The organism is Rhodococcus sp. KBS0724 (assembly GCF_005938745.2).
In the GTDB taxonomy this organism is placed as follows: Bacteria; Actinomycetota; Actinomycetes; order Mycobacteriales; family Mycobacteriaceae; genus Rhodococcus_F.
In genome coordinates, this window is record NZ_VCBX02000001.1 from 5,505,196 (window position 1) to 5,524,895 (window position 19,700).

At 63.6% G+C, this 19,700-nt stretch carries 17 protein-coding genes; 9 read left to right on the forward strand and 8 right to left on the reverse strand.

Annotation, left to right across the window (positions count from 1 at the left end):
• Positions 1-85 precede the first annotated feature (85 nt).
• On the forward strand, positions 86-1,210 hold the full coding sequence (locus tag FFI94_RS25155) for a DUF3068 domain-containing protein (RefSeq protein ID WP_138870210.1): 1,125 nt from the start codon (positions 86-88) through the stop codon (positions 1,208-1,210).
• Between the two features lie 114 nt (positions 1,211-1,324).
• Here FFI94_RS25155 and FFI94_RS25160 read toward each other — a convergent pair whose 3' ends face one another.
• Entirely contained in the window at positions 1,325-2,521 is a 1,197-nt protein-coding gene (locus FFI94_RS25160; RefSeq protein WP_138870211.1) for a lipopolysaccharide biosynthesis protein, read from the reverse strand.
• A 33-nt stretch (positions 2,522-2,554) separates the two neighbouring features.
• On the opposite strand from FFI94_RS25160, the gene FFI94_RS25165 reads away from it, so the two are divergent.
• On the forward strand, positions 2,555-4,288 hold the full coding sequence (locus FFI94_RS25165; protein ID WP_138870212.1) for a hypothetical protein: 1,734 nt from the start codon (positions 2,555-2,557) through the stop codon (positions 4,286-4,288).
• On the opposite strand, the gene FFI94_RS25170 is transcribed toward FFI94_RS25165, so the two are convergent.
• A complete protein-coding gene (locus FFI94_RS25170; protein WP_138870213.1) occupies positions 4,229-5,449 on the reverse strand; it encodes a glycosyltransferase family 4 protein in 1,221 nt (406 codons plus the stop codon). The genes FFI94_RS25165 and FFI94_RS25170 overlap by 60 nt on opposite strands.
• Positions 5,450-5,639: 190 nt before the next feature.
• Here FFI94_RS25170 and FFI94_RS25175 point away from each other — a divergent pair, with 190 nt between their 5' ends.
• The 7 genes from FFI94_RS25175 (at position 5,640) to FFI94_RS25205 (ending at position 12,865) form a co-directional block, all read left to right on the forward strand.
• The gene (locus FFI94_RS25175; protein ID WP_138870214.1) at positions 5,640-6,410 is read left to right on the forward strand and encodes a class I SAM-dependent methyltransferase; all 771 of its coding nucleotides are present in this window, start codon (positions 5,640-5,642) and stop codon (positions 6,408-6,410) included.
• Between the two features lies 1 nt (position 6,411).
• Positions 6,412-7,302 carry an ROK family protein gene (locus tag FFI94_RS25180; protein ID WP_138870215.1) on the forward strand — a complete coding sequence of 297 codons (891 nt, stop codon included), beginning with the start codon at positions 6,412-6,414 and terminating at the stop codon, positions 7,300-7,302.
• A gap of 133 nt (positions 7,303-7,435) precedes the next feature.
• Complete coding sequence (locus tag FFI94_RS25185; protein ID WP_138870216.1) at positions 7,436-8,599, forward strand: phosphotransferase family protein; 1,164 nt, start codon at positions 7,436-7,438, stop codon at positions 8,597-8,599.
• 2 nt (positions 8,600-8,601) lie between these two features.
• Positions 8,602-9,759: a hypothetical protein gene (locus FFI94_RS25190; protein WP_138873402.1), complete on the forward strand. Its 1,158-nt coding sequence runs from the start codon at positions 8,602-8,604 to the stop codon at positions 9,757-9,759.
• Entirely contained in the window at positions 9,759-11,207 is a 1,449-nt protein-coding gene (locus tag FFI94_RS25195) for an aldehyde dehydrogenase (protein WP_138870217.1), read from the forward strand. Before FFI94_RS25190 ends, FFI94_RS25195 begins: the two co-directional genes overlap by 1 nt.
• 382 nt (positions 11,208-11,589) lie before the next feature.
• The gene (locus FFI94_RS25200) at positions 11,590-12,537 is read left to right on the forward strand and encodes a cation diffusion facilitator family transporter (RefSeq protein ID WP_138870218.1); all 948 of its coding nucleotides are present in this window, start codon (positions 11,590-11,592) and stop codon (positions 12,535-12,537) included.
• A 19-nt stretch (positions 12,538-12,556) separates the two neighbouring features.
• The gene (locus FFI94_RS25205) at positions 12,557-12,865 is read left to right on the forward strand and encodes a hypothetical protein (RefSeq protein WP_138870219.1); all 309 of its coding nucleotides are present in this window, start codon (positions 12,557-12,559) and stop codon (positions 12,863-12,865) included.
• A gap of 59 nt (positions 12,866-12,924) precedes the next feature.
• On the opposite strand, the gene epsC is transcribed toward FFI94_RS25205, so the two are convergent.
• From epsC to FFI94_RS25235, 6 genes are all read right to left on the reverse strand, one after another.
• Positions 12,925-13,503 (reverse strand): serine O-acetyltransferase EpsC, encoded by a 579-nt coding sequence (gene epsC, locus FFI94_RS25210; protein ID WP_138870220.1) that lies wholly within the window; start codon positions 13,501-13,503, stop codon positions 12,925-12,927.
• Positions 13,504-13,508: 5 nt separating this feature from the next.
• Complete coding sequence (gene cysK / locus FFI94_RS25215) at positions 13,509-14,444, reverse strand: cysteine synthase A (RefSeq protein ID WP_138870221.1); 936 nt, start codon at positions 14,442-14,444, stop codon at positions 13,509-13,511.
• Between the two features lie 198 nt (positions 14,445-14,642).
• Positions 14,643-16,472, reverse strand: a complete 1,830-nt coding sequence (locus tag FFI94_RS25220; RefSeq protein ID WP_138870222.1) for a phosphoenolpyruvate carboxykinase (GTP) — start codon at positions 16,470-16,472, stop codon at positions 14,643-14,645.
• Between the two features lie 329 nt (positions 16,473-16,801).
• Positions 16,802-17,176, reverse strand: a complete 375-nt coding sequence (locus tag FFI94_RS25225; protein WP_138870223.1) for a DUF6802 family protein — start codon at positions 17,174-17,176, stop codon at positions 16,802-16,804.
• 111 nt (positions 17,177-17,287) lie between these two features.
• Positions 17,288-18,643: a hypothetical protein gene (locus FFI94_RS25230; RefSeq protein WP_260684314.1), complete on the reverse strand. Its 1,356-nt coding sequence runs from the start codon at positions 18,641-18,643 to the stop codon at positions 17,288-17,290.
• Positions 18,640-19,584 (reverse strand): hypothetical protein, encoded by a 945-nt coding sequence (locus FFI94_RS25235; protein ID WP_260684315.1) that lies wholly within the window; start codon positions 19,582-19,584, stop codon positions 18,640-18,642. Before FFI94_RS25235 ends, FFI94_RS25230 begins: the two co-directional genes overlap by 4 nt.
• Positions 19,585-19,700: the final 116 nt, after the last annotated feature.

Below are 19,700 nucleotides of genomic sequence, written 5' to 3' on the forward strand. Positions count from 1 at the left end.
TTCTACTGTGACCCCATACGGCCTGCGCAACTCATATTGTGCAGGTTGCACCACGTCTAAACTACTAACGGGTAGGAGTCCCAGCATGGCGGAACGCTCAGGGTCGAGCCGGATACTTCCTTGCATTCTGGTAGGTCTCGGCGCCTTCCTCTTGGCCATCGCTGTTCTCATTCCTACCTACATGGTCGGCAAGCTGGAGAAGACGCCGCTCGACCTCGAGGTCACGACCATCGCCACGGGTAACGGCAGCGTCCTCAACTCCGCCGCACTCCTCGCCGGTAAGGCTCAGGTCGACAAGAACGTCCCGATCGTCGCTCAGCGCTACGTCACGACACAGGAACCGTCCGACGCCGACGACATCACCGTCCAGGCCGGCCAGTCCGTCATCCGCACGGACAAGCAGGGCGAGAGCGGCCTGCTGACGGCAACCGTGGACACCGTCACCCTGGACCGCGTCAGCTCGATGCCGACCAACGATCCGGTCGGAACGATCCAGACGTCCGCTGATCAGCCGGCGGACGAAGTTTCCCGCGACGGTCTGCAGTACAAGTTCCCGTTCAACACGGAACAGCAGACCTACCCCTACTTCGATCTCAATGCTCGCGCGACGTACGACATCAACTTCGTCGAAGAGACCGAGATCAACGGCATGAAGGTCTACCACTTCAACCAGACCATCGAGCCCGTCGACCTGTCCAAGGTCGTCAACTCGCCTTCGAACAAGCTCACGTTGCCTGCCGACACCTGGGGCGTTCCCGGCGGCACCACCCCCGTCACGATGACGCGTTGGTACACCAACGTCCGTGACCTGTGGGTCGAGCCCAAGACCGGTGTTGTCATCAAGGGCCAGGAGCAGCTGCACCAGTACTACGGCCGCAACAAGAACTCCGTCGACGTCGACGTCCTCAACGTCACGCTTCCGTTCGACGAAGAGACCATCGAGTACCAGATCCAGCAGGCGCAGGACGGTATCGACACGCTCAACCTCGTCGGCCGCACCGTTCCGATCGTTGCCGGCGTCCTCGGCGTGATCGCTCTGATCGCCGGCATCTTCCTCGGTGTGCGCGGCGGCAAGGGCGGAACCCCGGCACCGGCACACGCCGGCGGTGGCCAGAGCCCGAGCGGAGCCGGTTCCCCCGCTCCCGGCGAGCACGACTGGACCAACGACGACACCCAGGTGATCCCGCGTCCGGATCTGCGCAAGGAATAACACGTCGCCAGTGAACCTGGCACACGTTCCGTGAAGCTGAACCTGGCACAGGTTGTACGAAGCGAGCACCCCTTCCCGCTAGTCGGAAGGGGTGCTCGCTTCGTACCGGCGGTGCTAGCTCGTGCTTGCCCGGTCTGCACTGCGCACAGCAGCAACGGACACTGCCGCAGCTGTCACCGACGCGACCACAACCGCAGTCCCGATCAACTGACCCGGCGTCGTTGCCCACAGGAGCATCACGACGGCTTCGACGGCCAATCCGATCCACGCGAGCACGGCAACTCTTGTACGTTCCGACGCGATTGCAGACAGCAGGGCGCACTGCAGCACGGCGAGGACGGCCCCGTGCAGTGCAAAGGCCCACAGCATCGGCGCGACGGCAGCGTAGGCGTCGCCCACCAGGATCGGTACCAACGGACCGGCGAGAGCCGCGCCCAGCACCAGTACGGCTCCGATTCCCACCAATACAGCTAACGCTGTGCGAACCGCCTGCGCCGACTGCGCCGGATTTGCCATCTTCGGGTACAGGACAACACCAACGGCTTGCGGCAACCAGAACGCGGCTTTGGTTGCGACAGCGCCCAGTGCGTACACACCCGCGTCGTATTCGCTCAGAACCACGCGCACGATCAACAGGTCGAGTGACGACAACGCGATCAGGGCGAGCTGAACCTGGGAAGCCGCGAGCACGGACACAACGCCGATCCGCAACGTCGCGTTCTCGCTCACCGGGGCATTTCGGTCCAGTATCCGGACAACCGCCACCAGCACCGCAGTGCCAGCCGCGCTTGCTACCAGCGCTGCGGCCGCGGCTCCGCCCAGTGCCAGAACTGCCACTGCGGGAAGAACTTTCATCACACCGGCACCTGCCAGCACCGCACTGAGCACGCCAAACCGGCCGTGCCCCTGCAACAATCCCTGTTCCGTAGCCAGCAGCACCAGCATCGGCGCCGTCACCAAAGCGGAGAACGCCGCCACCAATCCGGTGTCGAGCAGCCACGCCAGCGCCGGGGCCAGCGCCACCGCAAGAACAGCCACGATTGCCGCGCACCTGTACCCGAGCGATCGCAATGTGTCAGCGCTCTTGCCGCGCACAGCCTCTCGGGCGACCACCGTCTGCAGCGCCAACGCCGGCACCGCCAGCACCAACTGCGCGGCGAGAAGACTCGCGAATTCCCCGTACCCCGCCGGACCCAGCCATCTACTTGCCAACCAGGCCAGCAGGTACGACGCAACATTTGCCGTCATCGAACCGGCCAACACCATACTGACCCCGGCCGCAGCGGAACGATCAAGAGGTTGGCGGGCCATGCGACCAATGATGCACCACGTATCGTGCCCGTCATGACAGTGCGGCCGAAACACCACAGCCTCGTGGCCGCGATGTACAGCCTGGCGTTGTCATTGTTGATCCTCGGACCACTGCTCGGTCCCGGCTATCTACTGCTGCGCGACGCAGTCAGCACCCCCCGGTCGTACCTCACCGACTCCGCACTCGGACTCACCGACGCCGCCGCCCGGGCCGTTCCACAGGATGCGCTGATCGCGGCATTGAGCACTTTCGTCGACGGTGGGCTGGTGGTGAAGGCTCTGCTTCTCGCTGCACTGTGGCTGGCGGGTTGGGGCGCTGCCCGCCTGGTCGCAATCGTTCTGCCGACAGCCGGCCTCGGGCCGCAACTGGTGGCGTCGACGGTCATGCTGTGGAACCCGTACGTGGCCGAGCGCCTGCTGCAAGGACATTGGAGCCTGCTGGCCGGTTACGGCGCGTTGCCCTGGATCGTGATCGCGGGCATCGGTGTACGACGCGCTCAGCCCGGCGCCTGGTGGGCCGTTGCCGCAACTCTCGCATTCGCGGGTCTGACACCTACCGGCGCGCTCCTCGGACTGACAACCGCGTTGGTGGTCGTAGCCTCCCCTGGCGGGCGAACGTCGGTTCTACGACGCGTCAGCGGCGTCTTCGCGCTCTTTCTGATCACTGCGTCGCCGTGGCTCGCGGCAACATTTCTGTCGAGCGGCGCCGCCGACGGTTCCGATCCGGCCGGTGTGGCAGCCTTCGCCGCCCGAGCGGAACCCGGGCTCGGAACGCTCGGCAGCCTCGCCGGGTTGGGTGGTGTCTGGAACTCGGCTGCCGTCCCGAACTCTCGCACAACACTCTTCGCAGTGCTCGGGACGCTGCTGCTCCTGACCGTGGTGCTCAGCGGTATCCCTGCGCTGTGGCGACGGCGTCGCAATCCTGTGATTTCCGCTCTGGCGGTACTGGCACTTGTCGCGGTACTCGCGCCGGCGCTCGGCGCGACATCATGGGGTCTGAGTGCTGGGCGCTGGTCGGTCGAATACTTCTCCGGTGCAGGCCTGCTCCGCGATTCCCAGAAATGGGTGGCGTTGGCGGCACCGTTCTACGCACTGTCCGCGGCGGCGGGTGTGATGTGGGCTCAGAACCGCTTCACTCTTGCGCGACCGACCTGGTCGATCGCCGCCGTTGTCGTCACGATGATGGCTCTGCCCGACCTTGCCTGGGGCGTCGGCGGCGCCCTGAAGCCGGTGCAGTATCCACAGTCCTGGACCACCGTCGCCGAGCAACTACGAGACGAAACCGGTGATGTGGCAGTGCTTCCCGCCGGAATGTTCCGGGCCTTCTCCTACACCGGTGATGCTCCGGTCCTCGATCCGGCGCCCCGTTTTCTCCCGCTCGACGTATTGCAGACCGGCGAACTGATCGTGGCCGGCGGCTCTGTCGGCGGCGAGGGAACGCGCGCCGCCCAGGTCGAGGAACTCCTGCTCACGGGCGCAAGCAGCACCGAACTCGCTGCTCTGGGTGTGAGCTGGATACTGGTAGAACTCGACACCCCTGGCCGATCCGGCGAGGCGGCGCTGCACAACCTGGAGAGAGTGTTCGCGGACGACTACCTCGAGCTGTACCGGGTACCCGGAGACAGTGCGACGCACCAGGCTTCGACATCGTCGCGGACCATCGTCACGCTCGCCCACATCGCCTGGGTAGCGACGGGAATCGTGGCCCTACTCGCGCTCGGACTGAACCAGAACAGGATTCGACTCGCGCGACGTGACAAGCCCTGACACGCGTCGCCCGACCGTCGTCGCCGACAGAACCTCGAAAACACCGGTTCCCGTTTGCTCCCACGAGAATTCGCTCGACCATACTCGGGCTTTCTCGCCGAGCACTGTCCGCAGTTCATGATCACGCAGCAAGGTGCCTGCGGCCTGGGTCAATTCCGCGACGTCGCCATCGCCGACACTTTCGCCGCCAACCAGCAGACCCGTCACGCCGTCGACGATGGAATCCGTCAACCCTTTGGAACTGCGGTAACCGACAGTCGGAACCCCGTGTTGCGCAGCCTCGATGACGGCGAGACCCCACCCTTCCTTGCGTGAAGGCATGAGGTGAATCCAGGACTGCGCCAACAGTTCGTGTTTGCGGGACTCGTCGACGTGCCCGTGAAATGTCACCGCGTCACCGATCCCGAGTTCGGCAGCGCGATCACGCAAGTTCTGCTCCCACCAACCGCCACCGATGACGTCGAGGTGAAGTTCGGGTTCTGTCGGGCGAAGTGTCGCAACCGCTTCGAGTGCGTCTTCGATCTGCTTGTGCGGCACCAACCGTGAGAGTACCGACATGGTGGGCCGGCTCGCCCGCGTGATCGAACCACCCGCGTCGACGCCCATCGGAACGCGATCTGCGCCGTTGCGTACCACGGCAATTCGATCACGATCAACGCCCAGATCCACCAACTCTTCGGCCGAGGGCAGCGAGACCGTCAAGTACTGGTTATCGCTGTGACGCTTCGGCGACAGGCGCGATTCCACCCACCATCCGATCCGCCCGACGAGTGTGCCTGCGACCGGCCACTGTTCGCGGTGGCAATGATGCACGAGCAGCGTGACCGGAGCGCCGGCCACCATCTTCGAGAAAAAGGGAATCCCGTTCTGAGTGTCGATGACAGCGTCGGGGCGAATGCCTTTGAGCGAACCGAATCCGAACCGGCCTGCCGCAATCGCAGCCAGGGCCCGCGGGTACACGCTGAACCGTCCACCGGACCGGCTGATGGTGATGCCGTCGCGGGTCTCTGTCGCGGGCGCACCCGGGTAGGACGCCGTCCGCAAAGTCACCTTGATACCGCGCGCCGCCAGCTGGGTTCCGACCTGCTCGAGGTACCGCTCGCTTCCGCCGCCCTGCGGATGCCCGGTGTCGCGCCAACAGAGCAACAGAACCTCGTGCACGTGCGTTACTCCCTAGACTTCGTCGGTGACCCGCCGCGGATGCGAGTGGTCCTGCGGGGGATGCCCACCCTGACCGGTCGGTAACCCTGCGGAACACCCTAACTGTTTCCGCGTCCGTATTGCCGCGCTCCTCACGGTGAATTTGACGGTGTTCGTGGACCCGAAAGCGCGGTCGCTAAAGTTGATTCTCGTGACCAAGCCCGCAGTGACCCGCATTTTCGGCCGACGGGCGACCCTCAAACGATCCGTCAGCTTGCTCAGCGACTTCCGTCACGAGCAGACCGCACCCGACATCTTTTACGGCGCGCTCGCTCGCGATTCCGTCGAATTGATCTCCGACCTGCATGAAGGTCACACCGGTCACACGCTCGACGGCCTCACCGTCCTCGATGTCGGCGGCGGACCCGGCTACTTCGCGGAAGTGTTCCAAGCTGCCGGTGCCCGCTACATCCCAGTCGAACCCGATCCGTCGGAAATGCACGCTGCCGGCTTGACCGTCGGCGGGGCGGTGCGCGGATCCGGGCTGGCTTTGCCGTTCCGGGATTCGTCGGTCGACATCTGCTTCTCCTCGAACGTGGCCGAACATGTCAGCGAGCCGTGGCTCATGGCGGAGGAAATGCTGCGCGTCACCAAACCCGGCGGACTGATGGTCCTCTCGTACACCCTGTGGTGGGGTCCGTTCGGCGGGCACGAGACCGGGCCGTGGCACGCGTTCGGCGGTGAATACGCAGCCAAGCGGTACCGCCGCACAACCGGCCGCGAACCGAAGAACAAATACGGGGAGTCCCTGTTCAAAGTGGGTGCCACCGACGGCTTGCGCTGGGCCCGCGGAACAGGCCAAGGCACACTGCTCGCCGCGATCCCCCGGTACCACCCGTCCTGGGCGTGGTGGATGGTTCGCGTTCCCGGCCTTCGCGAAATCCTCGTGAGCAACCTCGTCGTGGTTCTCGAGAAGCGTTGACATGATTCGCCTCGCCCTCGACGTCGGCGGCACCAAGATGGCTGCCGGCGTGGTTTCCGAGGACGGCCGTGTTCCCGAATTCCGCACGGTTCCCACGCCGGAAACGGGCGCCTGGGCGGCGTGCGCGGCACTACTGGAGAGCATCGCCGACGGACGCGCGGTTGACGCCGTCGGGATCGCCTGCGCCGGGCCGGTCGATACCGCCAGCGGTGTTGTCGCCCCCATCAACATTAACGAGTGGGCGTCCGGATTCACGCTGGTCGACGCGGTAGGTGCCCTCTTTCCTGGCGCCCGAACCACGCTGGCCATGGACGGAGCCGCTGCCGCACTGGCCGAACATCACCACGGTGCCGGCCGCGGAACCCCGGACCTGTTGAGTCTGGTCGTTTCCACCGGCGTCGGCGGCGGAGTTGTTCTGGGCGGTCACATCGCACCTGGTCGTACGGGAAATGCCGGCCACATCGGGCATCTTGTTGTTCCTGGAACCGACGAACTCTGCTCGTGCGGTGGCGTCGGCTGCCTCGAGACAATGGCGAGCGGTCCGGCGGCGGTTCGCTGGGCTCGCGCTCAGGGGTGGATCGGCGCCACCGGCCTCGAACTTGCCGGCGACGCCCGCCGCGGCGATGCACTCGCCCGAGCTGCGCTGCATCGCGCCGGAACTGCGCTGGGAATTGCCATCGCATCGGCTGCGGCACTGCTGGATGTGAATCTTGCGGTGGTGGGCGGTGGTTTTGCCCAGTCCGGCGAGCCCTTGTGGGTACCACTCCGGGAATCGGCTGCCCGACATGCCCGTTTGTCGTTCATCGAGGACTTGAGAATCGTCCCGGCCGAGTTGGGCGAGCGCGGAACTCTGACCGGCGCAGGGCTCCTGTCGCTCGTCGCCGCCATCTGACACGCGTTCTTCTCCGAGAAATCCGCAGGGAGTCCCACTAAACGGGTGCCACCTGTTCCCAATTTCTGTAACGTGTTTTAGTGTTCTGACTCACACCGTCGCGGGCATTGCACGTGACACAAGCGGGAAGGAGGTGACCGTGAGCCCAGATGTTTCCTCGACCGAAGCCGAGCATCACGCCCAGGTCGCCCGACCAAGTGATTCCCTCCGCGATACCGAAGACCTCCGTGAACGCCTGGAACGCTGGATGGCCGGGAAGGTGCCGGCCGGATCCACCGTGACCGTCGCCGACGTCACCCTGCCCGCAGCCAACGGCATGTCGAGCGAAACCATCCTCTTCGACGCAACCTGGGACGGCGATCATCATCCGTTGGTCGCCCGTGTCGCCCCGGCGGAGACCACCATGCCGGTGTTTCCGACCTACGACCTCGAATCCCAGTTCCGCACCATGGCGCAGGTGCGCGAGCACTCCGCCGTGCCCGTCCCTGCGGTGTACTGGTCCGAGTCCGAACCGGAGGCGTTGGGTGCGCCGTTCTTCGTCATGGAACGAATCTCCGGTGACGTGCCGCCAGACGTCATGCCGTACAACTTCGGATCGTGGGTCACCGAAGCGTCCCCAGCGCAGCGAAAGAGCCTGCAGCAGAACTCGGTCGACATCCTGGCGCAATTGCACGCCATCGACAATCCGATCGAGCGCTTCGATTTCCTTCAGTTGCCTGGTTCGGGACCGACCGCTAGAGAGGCATTCTCGGCGCACATCGCCGAGCAGCGCGGATACTACGAGTGGGTCGTCAAGGACGGTGTCAGATCGCCGCTCATCGAACGGGCCCTCGACTGGGTCGAAGCACACAATCCCGCCGACGATTCGCCGGCAGTGCTCTGCTGGGGCGACTCACGCATCGGCAACGTCATGTATCAGGACTTTGCCCCGGTCGCCGTACTCGACTGGGAAATGGCAACTCTCGGCCCGCGTGAGATGGACCTGGGCTGGATGGCGTTCCTGCACAGGTTCTTCGAGGACATCGCCGGGTTGGCAAACCTGCCCGGCCTGCCTGACTTCCTTCGACTGCCGGACATCGCGGCAACCTATGCCGACATCACCGGTCACACGCCACACGATCTGGAGTTCTACGTCACCTATGCCGCGCTGCGCCAGGCGGTAATCATGTGGCGAATTCAGGCCCGCGCCATAGCTTTCGGGCAAGCCGAGCAACCCGCCGACCCCGACGACATGATCATGCACCGCGCATCGCTCGCTGCGATGCTCGACGGCACCTACTGGGAGAGGGTGAAGTGACAATGTTGTCGCCGATGGACGATTACCCCATTCACCAGATCGCGGAACCGGTCCGCCACGTCGCCACCTCGGACCGAAACTTCTACGACCGCTACTACTTCAACTGCTACCCCACCGGCAACAACGACACGTTTCTCATCGTCGGCCTGGGCCAGTACCCCAATCTCGGTGTCATGGACGGCTTTGCGGTCCTGCGTCACGGCGAACATCACATCGTGGCCCGCATGTCGAAAGCTCTGGGCGCCGATCGCACCGACACCACGGTCGGACCACTGCGCATCGAGGTCCTGGAAGGTCTGCAGAAACTGCGCGTCGTTCTCGAACCCGGCAGCGAATACGACCTCTCCTTCGACATCACCTTCGACGCCACCATCCCGGCGGCACTCGAGCCCAAGCACTTTCGACGCCAACTCGAACGCATCACCTTCGACACCTCCCGCTTCCTGCAAACCGGAACGTGGACGGGCCAACTGACCGTCGACGGGGAGGAGCTCTCGATCGACCCCGACACCTGGCGCGGCAATCGTGACCGCTCCTGGGGAGTGCGCCCGGTCGGTGAAGCCGAGCCACCCGGCCGACGCGCCGTCGACGGTATCCAGAACTTCTTCTGGGTGTACTCCGTCATGCAATTCGACGATTTCACCATCTCGGTCATCATGCAGGAGGACGAGCAAGGCCGTCGCATCGTCGAGGAAGCGATGCGAATTTGGCCGGAGGAAGGACGCGATCCGGAATGGCTCGGCAGGCCCGAGCACAACCTGATCTTCTGCCCCGCCACCCGCGACGTCACCGGAGCCACCCTCACGTTCCACCGCCCCAGCGGAGAGGTCCTGACCGTCGACTGTGAACTGTTGCTGGCCAACCACATCGGCATCGGCACCGGGTACGGCCTCGAGCAGGACTGGCGCCACGGCATGTGGCAAGGCGAACTGGTTGTCCAAGGGCTACGGCACAAGGTCCACGAATTCGAACCCATGCAGCGCATGTTCTCCCCCGTGGACAACCTCAGCAAGTTCCATCTCACCGAGGGGAATGAAACCTTCGACGGCACAGGACTTTTCGAGGTCGCTGCCATCGGACCCCACGAGCGTTACGGCTTCACCAGTTTCATCGATATGGCACCAGAGCGCGAGACCGACAACACCGAGGAAAGATTGTGATGACGAACTACGACAAGCTCTACATCGGCGGCGAATGGGTAGCCCCCGCCACCGACCAGATTCTCGAGGTGTTCTCACCGGCAACGGAGGAGCGCGTCGGAAGCTGTCCCGTCGCCGCTCCGGCAGACATCGACGCCGCAGTCTCCGCTGCGCGCAACGCTTTCGACAACGGACCGTGGGCCAAGACCACACCGGCCGAGCGGGGCGCGATCCTCGCGAAGGCCGCCAAGCTCCTCGAAGAGCGAAGCGCAGATCTCAACCAGCTCATCTCCAGCGAGATGGGCCAGCCGCCCGCCATGGTCGGCATGATGCAGCAGACCCCGTCGATGGCGACGCTCGGCTTCTACTCCGAACTGGCCGACAAGTTCGCGTGGGAGGAAAAGCGCACCGGCGTCTTCGGGCAGACCAAGGTCACCCGCGAACCCGTTGGTGTTGTCGCAGCGGTTCTCGCCTGGAACGTTCCGTTGTTCCTCGCGATCAACAAGCTGGCCCCCGCGCTGCTCGCCGGCTGCACCGTCCTGCTCAAACCGGCTCCCGAGTCACCGCTCTCGGTGCACGTGATCGCGGAGATCTTCGCTGAGGCCGGCGTTCCCGCAGGCGTCATCTCCGTGCTCCCCGGCGGAGCCGAGACCGGCGAATACCTGGTCTCGCATCCTGACATCGACAAGATCACCTTCACCGGCTCCAGCGCCGTCGGCCGCAAGATCGGCGCCATCGCCGCGCAGAACCTCAAGCGCTGCTCCCTCGAACTCGGTGGCAAGTCCGCCGCCATCATCCTCGAGGACGCCAATCTCGCCTCCGGAATGCCGATGCTCGTCATGTCCGGCCTCATGAACACCGGTCAGGCGTGCGTCGCGCAGACCCGAATCCTCGCTCCCCGTTCACGTTACGACGAGGTCATCGAAGGTCTCAAGACCGCGGCCGGTTACATGACCGTCGGCGATCCGTCCGATCCGGCATCTCAGCTCGGCCCGCTGATCTCCGAGAAGCAGCGCGAGCGCGTCGAAGGTTACATCGCCAAGGGCAAGGAAGAGGGCGCTCGACTGGTCCTCGGCGGCGGCCGTCCCGCGGGACTCGACAAGGGCTGGTACGTCGAGCCGACCATCTTCGCCGACGTCGACAACTCCATGACCATCGCCCGCGAAGAGATCTTCGGCCCCGTGCTCTCGGTGATTCCGTACGACTCCGAGGACGAGGCCGTCAAGATCGCCAACGATTCCGACTACGGTCTCGCCGGATCCGTCTGGACCACCGACATCGATCACGGCCTCGAGATTGCCGCGCAAATCCGTACGGGCACCTACGCGATCAACTGGTACGCCTTCGACGCCGGCTCACCGTTCGGCGGTTACAAGAACTCCGGCATCGGCCGCGAGAACGGACCCGAGGGCCTCGAAGCCTTCTGCGAGACCAAGTCCGTGCTCATGCCGCCCGGGTACACGAGCTGACCCAACACCCTTTCTGCACGGTGAGCACCCCTTCCAGCACAACGGAAGGGGTGCTCACTTCATGAAAAGGGTGCTCACTTACAGCAATTGCTCAGGCTCGCCCGGTACCGTCGAAAGCGAATCAGTCGTCTCACAAAGGACATTCATATGCTCACCAACGCCATCAACGCTTTCCTCGCACTCTGGGGCAGCGCCTCCGTCGGCAGCAGTGGATACCAGATCCCCCCGGGAACCCTTCCCTTCGGCTCCTGAGCCAGGACGCCGGGATAACCACCGGAAACCCGCTGAGTGCTAGCCCGACTCAGCGGGTTTCAACATGTGGACAGCTATCCGAACGACAGTCGCCACACAAAACCGTCCGCACGGGCCTAGCCTTAGCTCCGTGACCACCGAAACCGAAGCATCGGCCGACGAGAGCACCACCACCGTTGTACTGGCATTTGCCGCAAACGCCCTGATTGCCGGAGCAAAAACAGCAGCCGCGGTCGTCACCGGATCAGCGTCGATGGTTGCCGAAGCCACACACTCTTGGGCCGACACCGGCAACGAGATCCTGCTCCTGATCGCCAACCGACGCTCCAAGCGCATACCCGACCGCGAACAACCCCTCGGCTACGGTCGCGAAGCGTACATCTGGTCGATGTTCGCGGCCCTCGGCCTCTTTGCGCTCGGCGCCGGAGTGTCGATCACCCACGGAATCCAGGAACTCTTTCATTCGGAACCAGCCACCGATTTCGGGGTTGCCTACGCGGTTCTCGGAGTCTCCTTCATCCTCGAGGGCATCTCGTTCCGTCAGGCCTACAAGCAATTGCGGGCAGAAGCATCAGCCGTCAACAGTGACGTTCTCACCCAAGCCCTCAACACGTCCGACCCCACAACCCGGGCCGTATTCGCCGAAGATGCTGCGGCACTTATCGGTTTGATCATTGCCTTTGCCGGCGTCCTGCTGCACCAGATCACCGGATCACCGATCCCCGACGCACTGGGATCCATCCTCGTCGGCATCCTCCTGGGCGTCATCGCGATCATCCTGATCGACCGCAACCGACGATTCCTGGTCGGCGAGGAAGCGTCACCAACCCTGCGTGCCGCCGGCATCAAAGCGCTGACACAACTACCCGACGTCAACCGAATCACGTTCCTGCGCATGGAATACCTGGGGCCGCGGCAGGTGTACCTCGTTGCCAGCATCGACGTCGTCGGGGACTACGCCGAATCGCGAGTAGCCCACACGCTGCGCGACCTCGAGCGCACACTCGAGCAGAGTCCACGCGTCGTACGAGCAATCCTGACGCTCTCGACTCCGGAAGAACCGTCGATCACGGTCTGAAAGCCGATACTCTCGGTTGATGCGCGTTCTGGTCGTTGTACTCATGGTTCTGGGATTTATTGTCGGCGGAATTCCCCTGGTGGGCGTTGCAATCGACGTGATGACCAGTTCGGACGACAACATCGTGTTCCAGGGAGGGTACGCACCGCTAACTAGTGTGCAGATGAGCCGGGACTACGAGTCGACGCTGGACATCTCCTTCAGAGCACTCCCCGATACCTCGCCCCGGTGGTTGATTCTCGCCGCCTATCCCCTGATCGGAGCAGCCTTGGGCGCTCTGACCGCCGCCGTACTCGGCCGTCGCGGGTGGCGCCTGACGCGCGCCTGATCAGACACCGATGGCCGCCCCACCGTCGAAACGAGGAGCGGCCACCGAGAGAACAGAGTTCAGATGTACATCGCAGGATCGATGTAACTGTTCGGATCCACCAACTTCTCCTTGGCGGTCCGCGGCCGAGCCACTGCGGGAATACCCGTTGCAATGGAATCGGCCGGAACATCACGCGTCACAACAGCATTGGCACCGATAGCGCTACCCTCACCGATGACAACAGGCCCCAAGATCTTGGCACCCGCACCAACGGTGACCCGATCGCCGAGCGTCGGATGACGCTTGACCTGCTCGAGTGACCGGCCGCCGAGCGTGACACCGTGATAGAGCATGACATCGTTGCCGATCTCAGCAGTCTCCCCGATCACGACGCCCATGCCGTGGTCGATGAAAAACCGTCGACCGATGGTCGCGCCGGGATGGATCTCGATGCCGGTGGCAAAACGTGTCAGCTGCGACAACACCCGCGCCGGGCCGCGCAGAGCGGGCACAGCCCACATCTTGTGCGCGATCCGGTGCGACCAGATGGCATGCAGCCCTGAGTAAACGAGGGCATTCTCCACATTGCTGCGCGCGGCAGGATCCTGACCGCGCGCAGCCTGCAGGTCCTCGCGAATGACGCCGAGGATACTCACGAACCTCAGTCCCGGATGTGTTCGAACAGCGGGGTGGAGATGTAACGCTCACCGAAGTCGGGCACGACAACAACAATCAACTTGCCGGCGTTCTCGGGACGCTTCGCCAGTTCGAGTGCGGCCCAGACGTTGGCTCCGGAGGAGACGCCACCGAGGATGCCCTCGTCGGTGCCCAATGCGCGCGCGGTGGTGACTGCGTCGTCGAACTTGACGTCGACGATCTCGTCGTAGATCTCACGATCGAGGACGTCGGGCACGAAGTTCGCGCCGATGCCCTGGATCTTGTGGGGGCCAGGCTGGCCACCGGTCAGGATCGGGGAATCAGCAGGCTCGACGCCGACGATCTTGACGCCGGGCTTGCGCGACTTGAGGGTCCGGCCGACGCCGGTGAGAGTTCCACCGGTACCGATACCGGCGACGAAGATGTCGATGGCACCGTCCGTGTCCGCCCACACCTCTTCGCCGGTGGTGGCCTCGTGGATGGCGGGGTTCGCCGGGTTACCGAACTGGTTGGCCGATACGGCGTTTTCGGTCTGCTCGACAATTTCCTTGGCCTTGGCGACTGCGCCTGCCATTCCGTCGGCACCCGGGGTCAGCACGATTTCGGCACCGTAGGCGCGCAGCATGACGCGACGCTCGGTGGACATCGTCTCCGGCATGGTCAGGATGACCTTGTAGCCGCGAGCAGCACCGACCATGGCGAGTGCGATACCGGTGTTGCCACTGGTGCCCTCGACGATGGTTCCGCCGGGCTTGAGAGCGCCGGACTTCTCGGCGGCGTCGATGATCGCCACACCGATCCGGTCCTTGACGCTGTTGGCTGGGTTGTAGAACTCGAGCTTCGCTACAACCTGCGCTCCGAGTCCGTCGGTCAAGCGGTTGAGTCGCACCAGCGGGGTGCGCCCGACCAACTCGGTGACGTCGTTGTAAATTCCGGTCATTTCCGTACCTCCATGCGGCCGCAGTGTCGACCGGGTCGTTTCCTTGATGAGGTTATTGCATCATTCGATGTGTCCTATAGCTCAACCGGGCCGGTTAAGACCCCAGAACTACCCGAAAATATCTCCCGGAACGCCGAATGCCGCATCCGGTCGATCAGATGCGGCATTCGGGTCACAAGAACTGAAATAGCGAGGGACTCAGCCCAGGCGCTGCTTCAGAGCTTCGAACTCGTCGCGGATGCCGGTAGGCAGCTTCTCGCCGACGAAGTCGAACCACTCCTCGATCAGCGGGATCTCGGCCTTCCACTCGTCGATGTTCACAGCGAGGGCCTCGGTGATGTCGGCATCCGACACGTCCAGGCCGTCGATGTCGAGAGCCGATCCCGTGGGAACGACGCCGATCGGGGTGTCGATTCCGGCAGCCTTGTGCTCGATACGCTCGACGATCCACTTCAGGACGCGAGAGTTCTCACCGAAGCCTGGCCACAGGAAGCGTCCGTCGTCGCCGCGGCGGAACCAGTTCACGTAGAAGACCTTGGGCAGCTTGGACTCGTCGGCAGACTTGCCGAGGTCGATCCAGTGCTGGAAGTAGTCACCCACGTTGTAGCCGAGGAACGGAAGCATTGCCATCGGATCGCGGCGAACCGTACCGACCTGGCCTTCGGCTGCTGCGGTCTGCTCGGAGCCGACCGTGGCACCCATGAAGACGCCGTGCTGCCAGTCGCGAGCCTCGGTGACCAGCGGAACCGTCGTCTTACGACGTCCACCGAACAGGATTGCCGAGATCGGCACGCCCTTCGGGTCGTCCCACTCGGGAGCCATGATCGGGCACTGCGACATCGGGGTGCAGTAACGCGAGTTGGGGTGAGCGGCCTGCGTGCCGGACTCAGGCGTCCACTCGTTGCCCTTCCAGTCGATCAGGTGCTGCGGATCGCCTTCGAGACCCTCCCACCAGACGTCGCCGTCGTCGGTCAGTGCAACGTTGGTGAAGACCGTGTTGCCCTGGTCGATGGTGCGCATCGCGTTGGGGTTCGAGGACCAGTTGGTGCCCGGTGCCACGCCGAAGAAACCGAATTCGGGGTTGACGGCGTACAGCTGTCCGTCGTCACCGAAACGCATCCACGCGATGTCGTCACCGAGGGTCTCGGCGCGCCAGCCGGGAATGGTCGGCTGAATCATCGCGAGGTTGGTCTTGCCACACGCGGACGGGAATGCCGCCGCGATGTAGTACGCCTTGTCCTCGGGGGAGATCAGCTTGAGGATGAGCATGTGCTCGGCCAGCCAGCCCTCGTCGTGCGCCATTGCCGAAGCGATACGCAGCGAGTAGCACTTCTTGCCCAGGAGAGCGTTTCCGCCGTAGCCGGAACCGAAGCTCCAGATCTCACGATCCTCGGGGAAGTGAGTGATGTACTTGGTGTCGTTGCACGGCCACGCAACATCGGCTTCGCCATCGGCGAGCGGAGCGCCCAAGGAGTGCAGCGCCTTGACGAAGAATCCGTCGGTGCCGAGCTTCTCGAGAACCTTGCTGCCCATGCGGGTCATGACGCGCATGGAGACAACCACGTACTCGGAGTCCGTGAGCTCGACTCCCAGCTTCGGATCCTCGGCATCGAGAGGACCCATGCAGAACGGCACGACGTACATGGTGCGTCCACGCATGGAACCGCTGTACAGGCCACCCATGAGGGTGCGCATCTCCGACGGGTCCATCCAGTTGTTGGTGGGGCCTGCGTCGATTTCTTCCTTCGAGCAGATGTAGGTGCGCGATTCGACGCGAGCCACATCGGAAGGATCGGAATTACCGAGGAACGAATTCGGCTTCTTCTCGTCGTTGAGGCGCGTGAAAGTGCCTGCCTCGACCAGCTTGTTGGTAAGCCGGTCCCACTCTTCGTCCGAGCCGTCTGCAAAGACGACACGAGCGGGCTGGGTGAGTTCGGCAACCTCTTGCACCCATGCAAGCAATTCCTTGTGTTGCGTGGGGGGCGTGCCGTCAGTTCCGTTGAGACCGGGAATGGTCGCTGAGGTCATCAAACTCTCCTGGGGTGAGCCGGAACCGGGTTCTCGTGACACCGGATGCGAACTGCAGCGCCCCGATACCAGTCGATCCCGGTGTCCCCCTCTCGACGGGGTCCAGCCGCGTCATCCACTCACGTGGATTTCACGGACGCCGGGTGTCCTATGTACTGAGGTTAACGCTGGCTGTTCACCTGCAGGTAATCGGGTGCGGTCAGAAATGTCACAGAAACGATTCAGATGGTGTATCCACAACGCGTACCCGGCTTCCAATAGAGGCAAACGGTCCCGGATCGCAAGGCGAACGGTCCTTTACGCACGTCACTCAGTGCCTTCTCCTAGTGTCACAGGGTGCCAGAATCGATGCGATCCCACACCAATACGCCTTGTTCGTCTCGATGACATTCCCACCCCGCGAAGTCTCCGTCCGACTCCACGATCGTGACGCGGTCGGCAGCGCCGTCACGATCGAAATCCGAGACGACAACAATGGCAGCGGCATCACTGCCGGAACTGTCCGTCGACACGACACGACTGTCGACGATCCCGTCACCGTCCAGATCGAACGCGTCGAGAGTTGTCGTGAGATCCCCGACGTCCAAAGTCCCCGTTCCCGGCCCGAAAGTCGCGGGGTCGATGCCTTCTGCCGACAAATGATCGGCCACCACGTCGCACTGCCCCGTGTCGACGACGCCGGCTGTGATCAGAAGTCCGTCCATTACTTCCCCCTGTGCTTGATTCTTCCCCGGCAACCCCTACCGAGATTCATCAGTACTACCAGATTTTCGTCGACATTCACCGACAAAAATCGGGGCCTGTGGACAACTCGTTCAGGCCCCGGCGCCGTTCAGAACGGCCAGGTCACGTTCACACGCGGCCAATTGTCCGGAACGTGCCTGTCCCAGTTCTCGGAGCTCGATGTCGATCTCCGCAATTCGCGCTTGCGCCGACGCAACCAGCTCGCGGCTCTCCGCCAGGATCGCGCTACCCAGATCCACTTCTGCGTCAAGGAGACCGTTCAGCACGCGCTGCTCCCATTGCGCTCGGACGGTGGCCATCGTTTCCGCCAGCCACGCACGGGCGTGCGCCCGATCTGCCGCAATGCTTCTCGTGCGGCTCAACCACCACGCAGCGGTTGCGCCGAGCACCAGAGTTACCGGAATGCTCGCTATGTCGAGGGCCGGCACCATCTCCAGCGGAATGACCGCGATCCGCCCCAAACCGAGCCCCGCCGAGGCACCGACCAACACGGTGATGCGCTCTTCATTTCCACGCGGCCGCATTGCCGGGTCATCGGGAAAATGTGGGAGCGCGACGCTCCCACCCCTTTCGCCGATTCCGACTGCTGTGGCTATCGCAGCGTCGAAAGCCACTGTGTAGCTCTCGACTTCGTGTTGCAGGCGTCCCGGCAAACTGTCGAGTTCACTGCGGGAAGACTCCTCGATCCACAGGCGCGCCGACGCCACCGTAGTTCGAGAGGTGTCCGCGATCTGCTGCGAAAGTTCGGCTCGCGCACGCTGGAGCCTGCTCCGCATCTGAGCCAGTCGTTCGCTACGTCGACCGTCACGGTCGGTGAGCAAACCGGTGCGCTCCGCACGCAGTTCGGCACCAGGATCACTCTCGCGCAGGTTTCGGATCTCGAGGTCGATCATGCGTCGGGTTTCCGCGATCACACCGCCGCCGGGCTGCGATACGGCACGTCGGCGGACTGCGTCGATGACGTCGAACAGCGGCGCGACGCCACCACCTTCGGACAGGACGATGATTGTCGCCCCACCGTAAATATCGCTGTGATCTGCAAGAATTCTCTGGTCGCGGTCGCGCACCGATTCCCAGTCGGGGTTCACATTCGCTTTGGTCATCACAACCGCAAACGGCAAGCCGCCAACCCCGGATTCGTCGAGCAACTCCAATTCTTCGCGCCCGATCACGCTGGCCGCGTCGACAACCAGCAACACGATGATGGCGTTACTCGCGTGATCGACGCTCGTATATCCGCCCGCCGCGCGAAGGTGTCTTTCCACGTCTTCGCGACCACATCGTGGCAGCCCGAGAACAAAAACACTTGCATTACTTGATGATTCATCAGCCCACGCCACATCGACATCACCAGACAACCCGGCTGGGTTCCATCTCCGAACCACGGGATGGACCACCGCCGGCAGAACCGAAGCCACATCGCTCACGCACTCACCTCCGACCTGTCTCGCTCGCCGCCGAGAAGCACCCACCGCCTCACATACGCCCGGTGGACCAGCGATATCGACTCAGCCCAGGCGGGATGCTCACGCTGCGTCGGCCCGCCCCACCACTGCGCACACCTGCGCGCGTCCTCCGCTGTGGTCGGCGTAGGAGGTGCATCTGCCACAAATTCACACAGTTCCGGACGCGTCAGCGCACCTGTCGCGGCAAAGATCAGCCCGGAATCAGTCCGTAGATACTGTTCGACCTCATCTCTGGCACCGGCTGACTCCCCCACCTCGGCGCCGGCAGCGACACGCGCCAGTATCGATCGAATTCCGTCTACTCTGCGCCACCACCACAGCTCGAGAATCGGCGACAACTCGTCGAAGAGCGCTTCCCGGCCTTGTCCGGTCAACGCGACCAGAGGAACTGTGACGGCGGAGAGCTCACCGGAAATCTCGGCCGCACGTGCCAGCGCGTCCTCCCACCCGTCACCGATGTGGTCGGCTTTGTTCAGAACGGCAAGGCAGTGATCGGACACCTGGCCGACTGCGCGTCGGTCCGCGTCTCGGATCGCATCGACTACGACGACCACAACACAGTGGCTGCTCAGATCCGGATCTGTCGCACCGGGCACGTCGAAGGCTCTCGTCTCCGTCGGAATCACCGGCGCGCCTCCCACCCGATGGCTCGCGAAGGCATCACTCTCGAGTAATCGGGTCACCGCGGACCGTCCGACGCCACTACGACCGGCAACCAATACCTGCAACGGTGCGGTCAGCGATCCGACTATCGAATGCACCGCCTCCGCGGCGTGCTGATCGATCGACATCAACCGGTAAGCAAGCCGTCGCAGTTCGTCCATCGGCGCCACACATGCATCGTCCAGTGAGACTGCGGGCACAATCCGAGCCCACGCCTTCACATTTTCCCCTGTGTTCATCCCCACCCCACGTTCCCCTTCGTGCTGGGCAGATTCTGTCAGGTTTACGACGACACGGCTGTTCCCGGCAGGTCATCTCACGTTCGGCTGTCCGATTTGGCGGGCCGTTCTCCGGA

Coding starts and splice junctions, on each gene's coding strand:
- FFI94_RS25180 (WP_138870215.1), top strand. CDS start 6,412: ATGATTCGCCTCGCCCTCGACGTCGGCGGCACCAAGATGGCTGCCGGC.
- FFI94_RS25220 (WP_138870222.1), bottom strand. CDS start 16,472: ATGACCTCAGCGACCATTCCCGGTCTCAACGGAACTGACGGCACGCCC.
- FFI94_RS25160 (WP_138870211.1), bottom strand. CDS start 2,521: ATGGCCCGCCAACCTCTTGATCGTTCCGCTGCGGCCGGGGTCAGTATG.
- FFI94_RS25225 (WP_138870223.1), bottom strand. CDS start 17,176: ATGGACGGACTTCTGATCACAGCCGGCGTCGTCGACACGGGGCAGTGC.
- FFI94_RS25165 (WP_138870212.1), top strand. CDS start 2,555: ATGACAGTGCGGCCGAAACACCACAGCCTCGTGGCCGCGATGTACAGC.
- FFI94_RS25155 (WP_138870210.1), top strand. CDS start 86: ATGGCGGAACGCTCAGGGTCGAGCCGGATACTTCCTTGCATTCTGGTA.
- cysK (WP_138870221.1), bottom strand. CDS start 14,444: ATGACCGGAATTTACAACGACGTCACCGAGTTGGTCGGGCGCACCCCG.
- FFI94_RS25190 (WP_138873402.1), top strand. CDS start 8,602: ATGTTGTCGCCGATGGACGATTACCCCATTCACCAGATCGCGGAACCG.
- FFI94_RS25195 (WP_138870217.1), top strand. CDS start 9,759: ATGACGAACTACGACAAGCTCTACATCGGCGGCGAATGGGTAGCCCCC.
- FFI94_RS25205 (WP_138870219.1), top strand. CDS start 12,557: ATGCGCGTTCTGGTCGTTGTACTCATGGTTCTGGGATTTATTGTCGGC.
- FFI94_RS25235 (WP_260684315.1), bottom strand. CDS start 19,584: ATGAACACAGGGGAAAATGTGAAGGCGTGGGCTCGGATTGTGCCCGCA.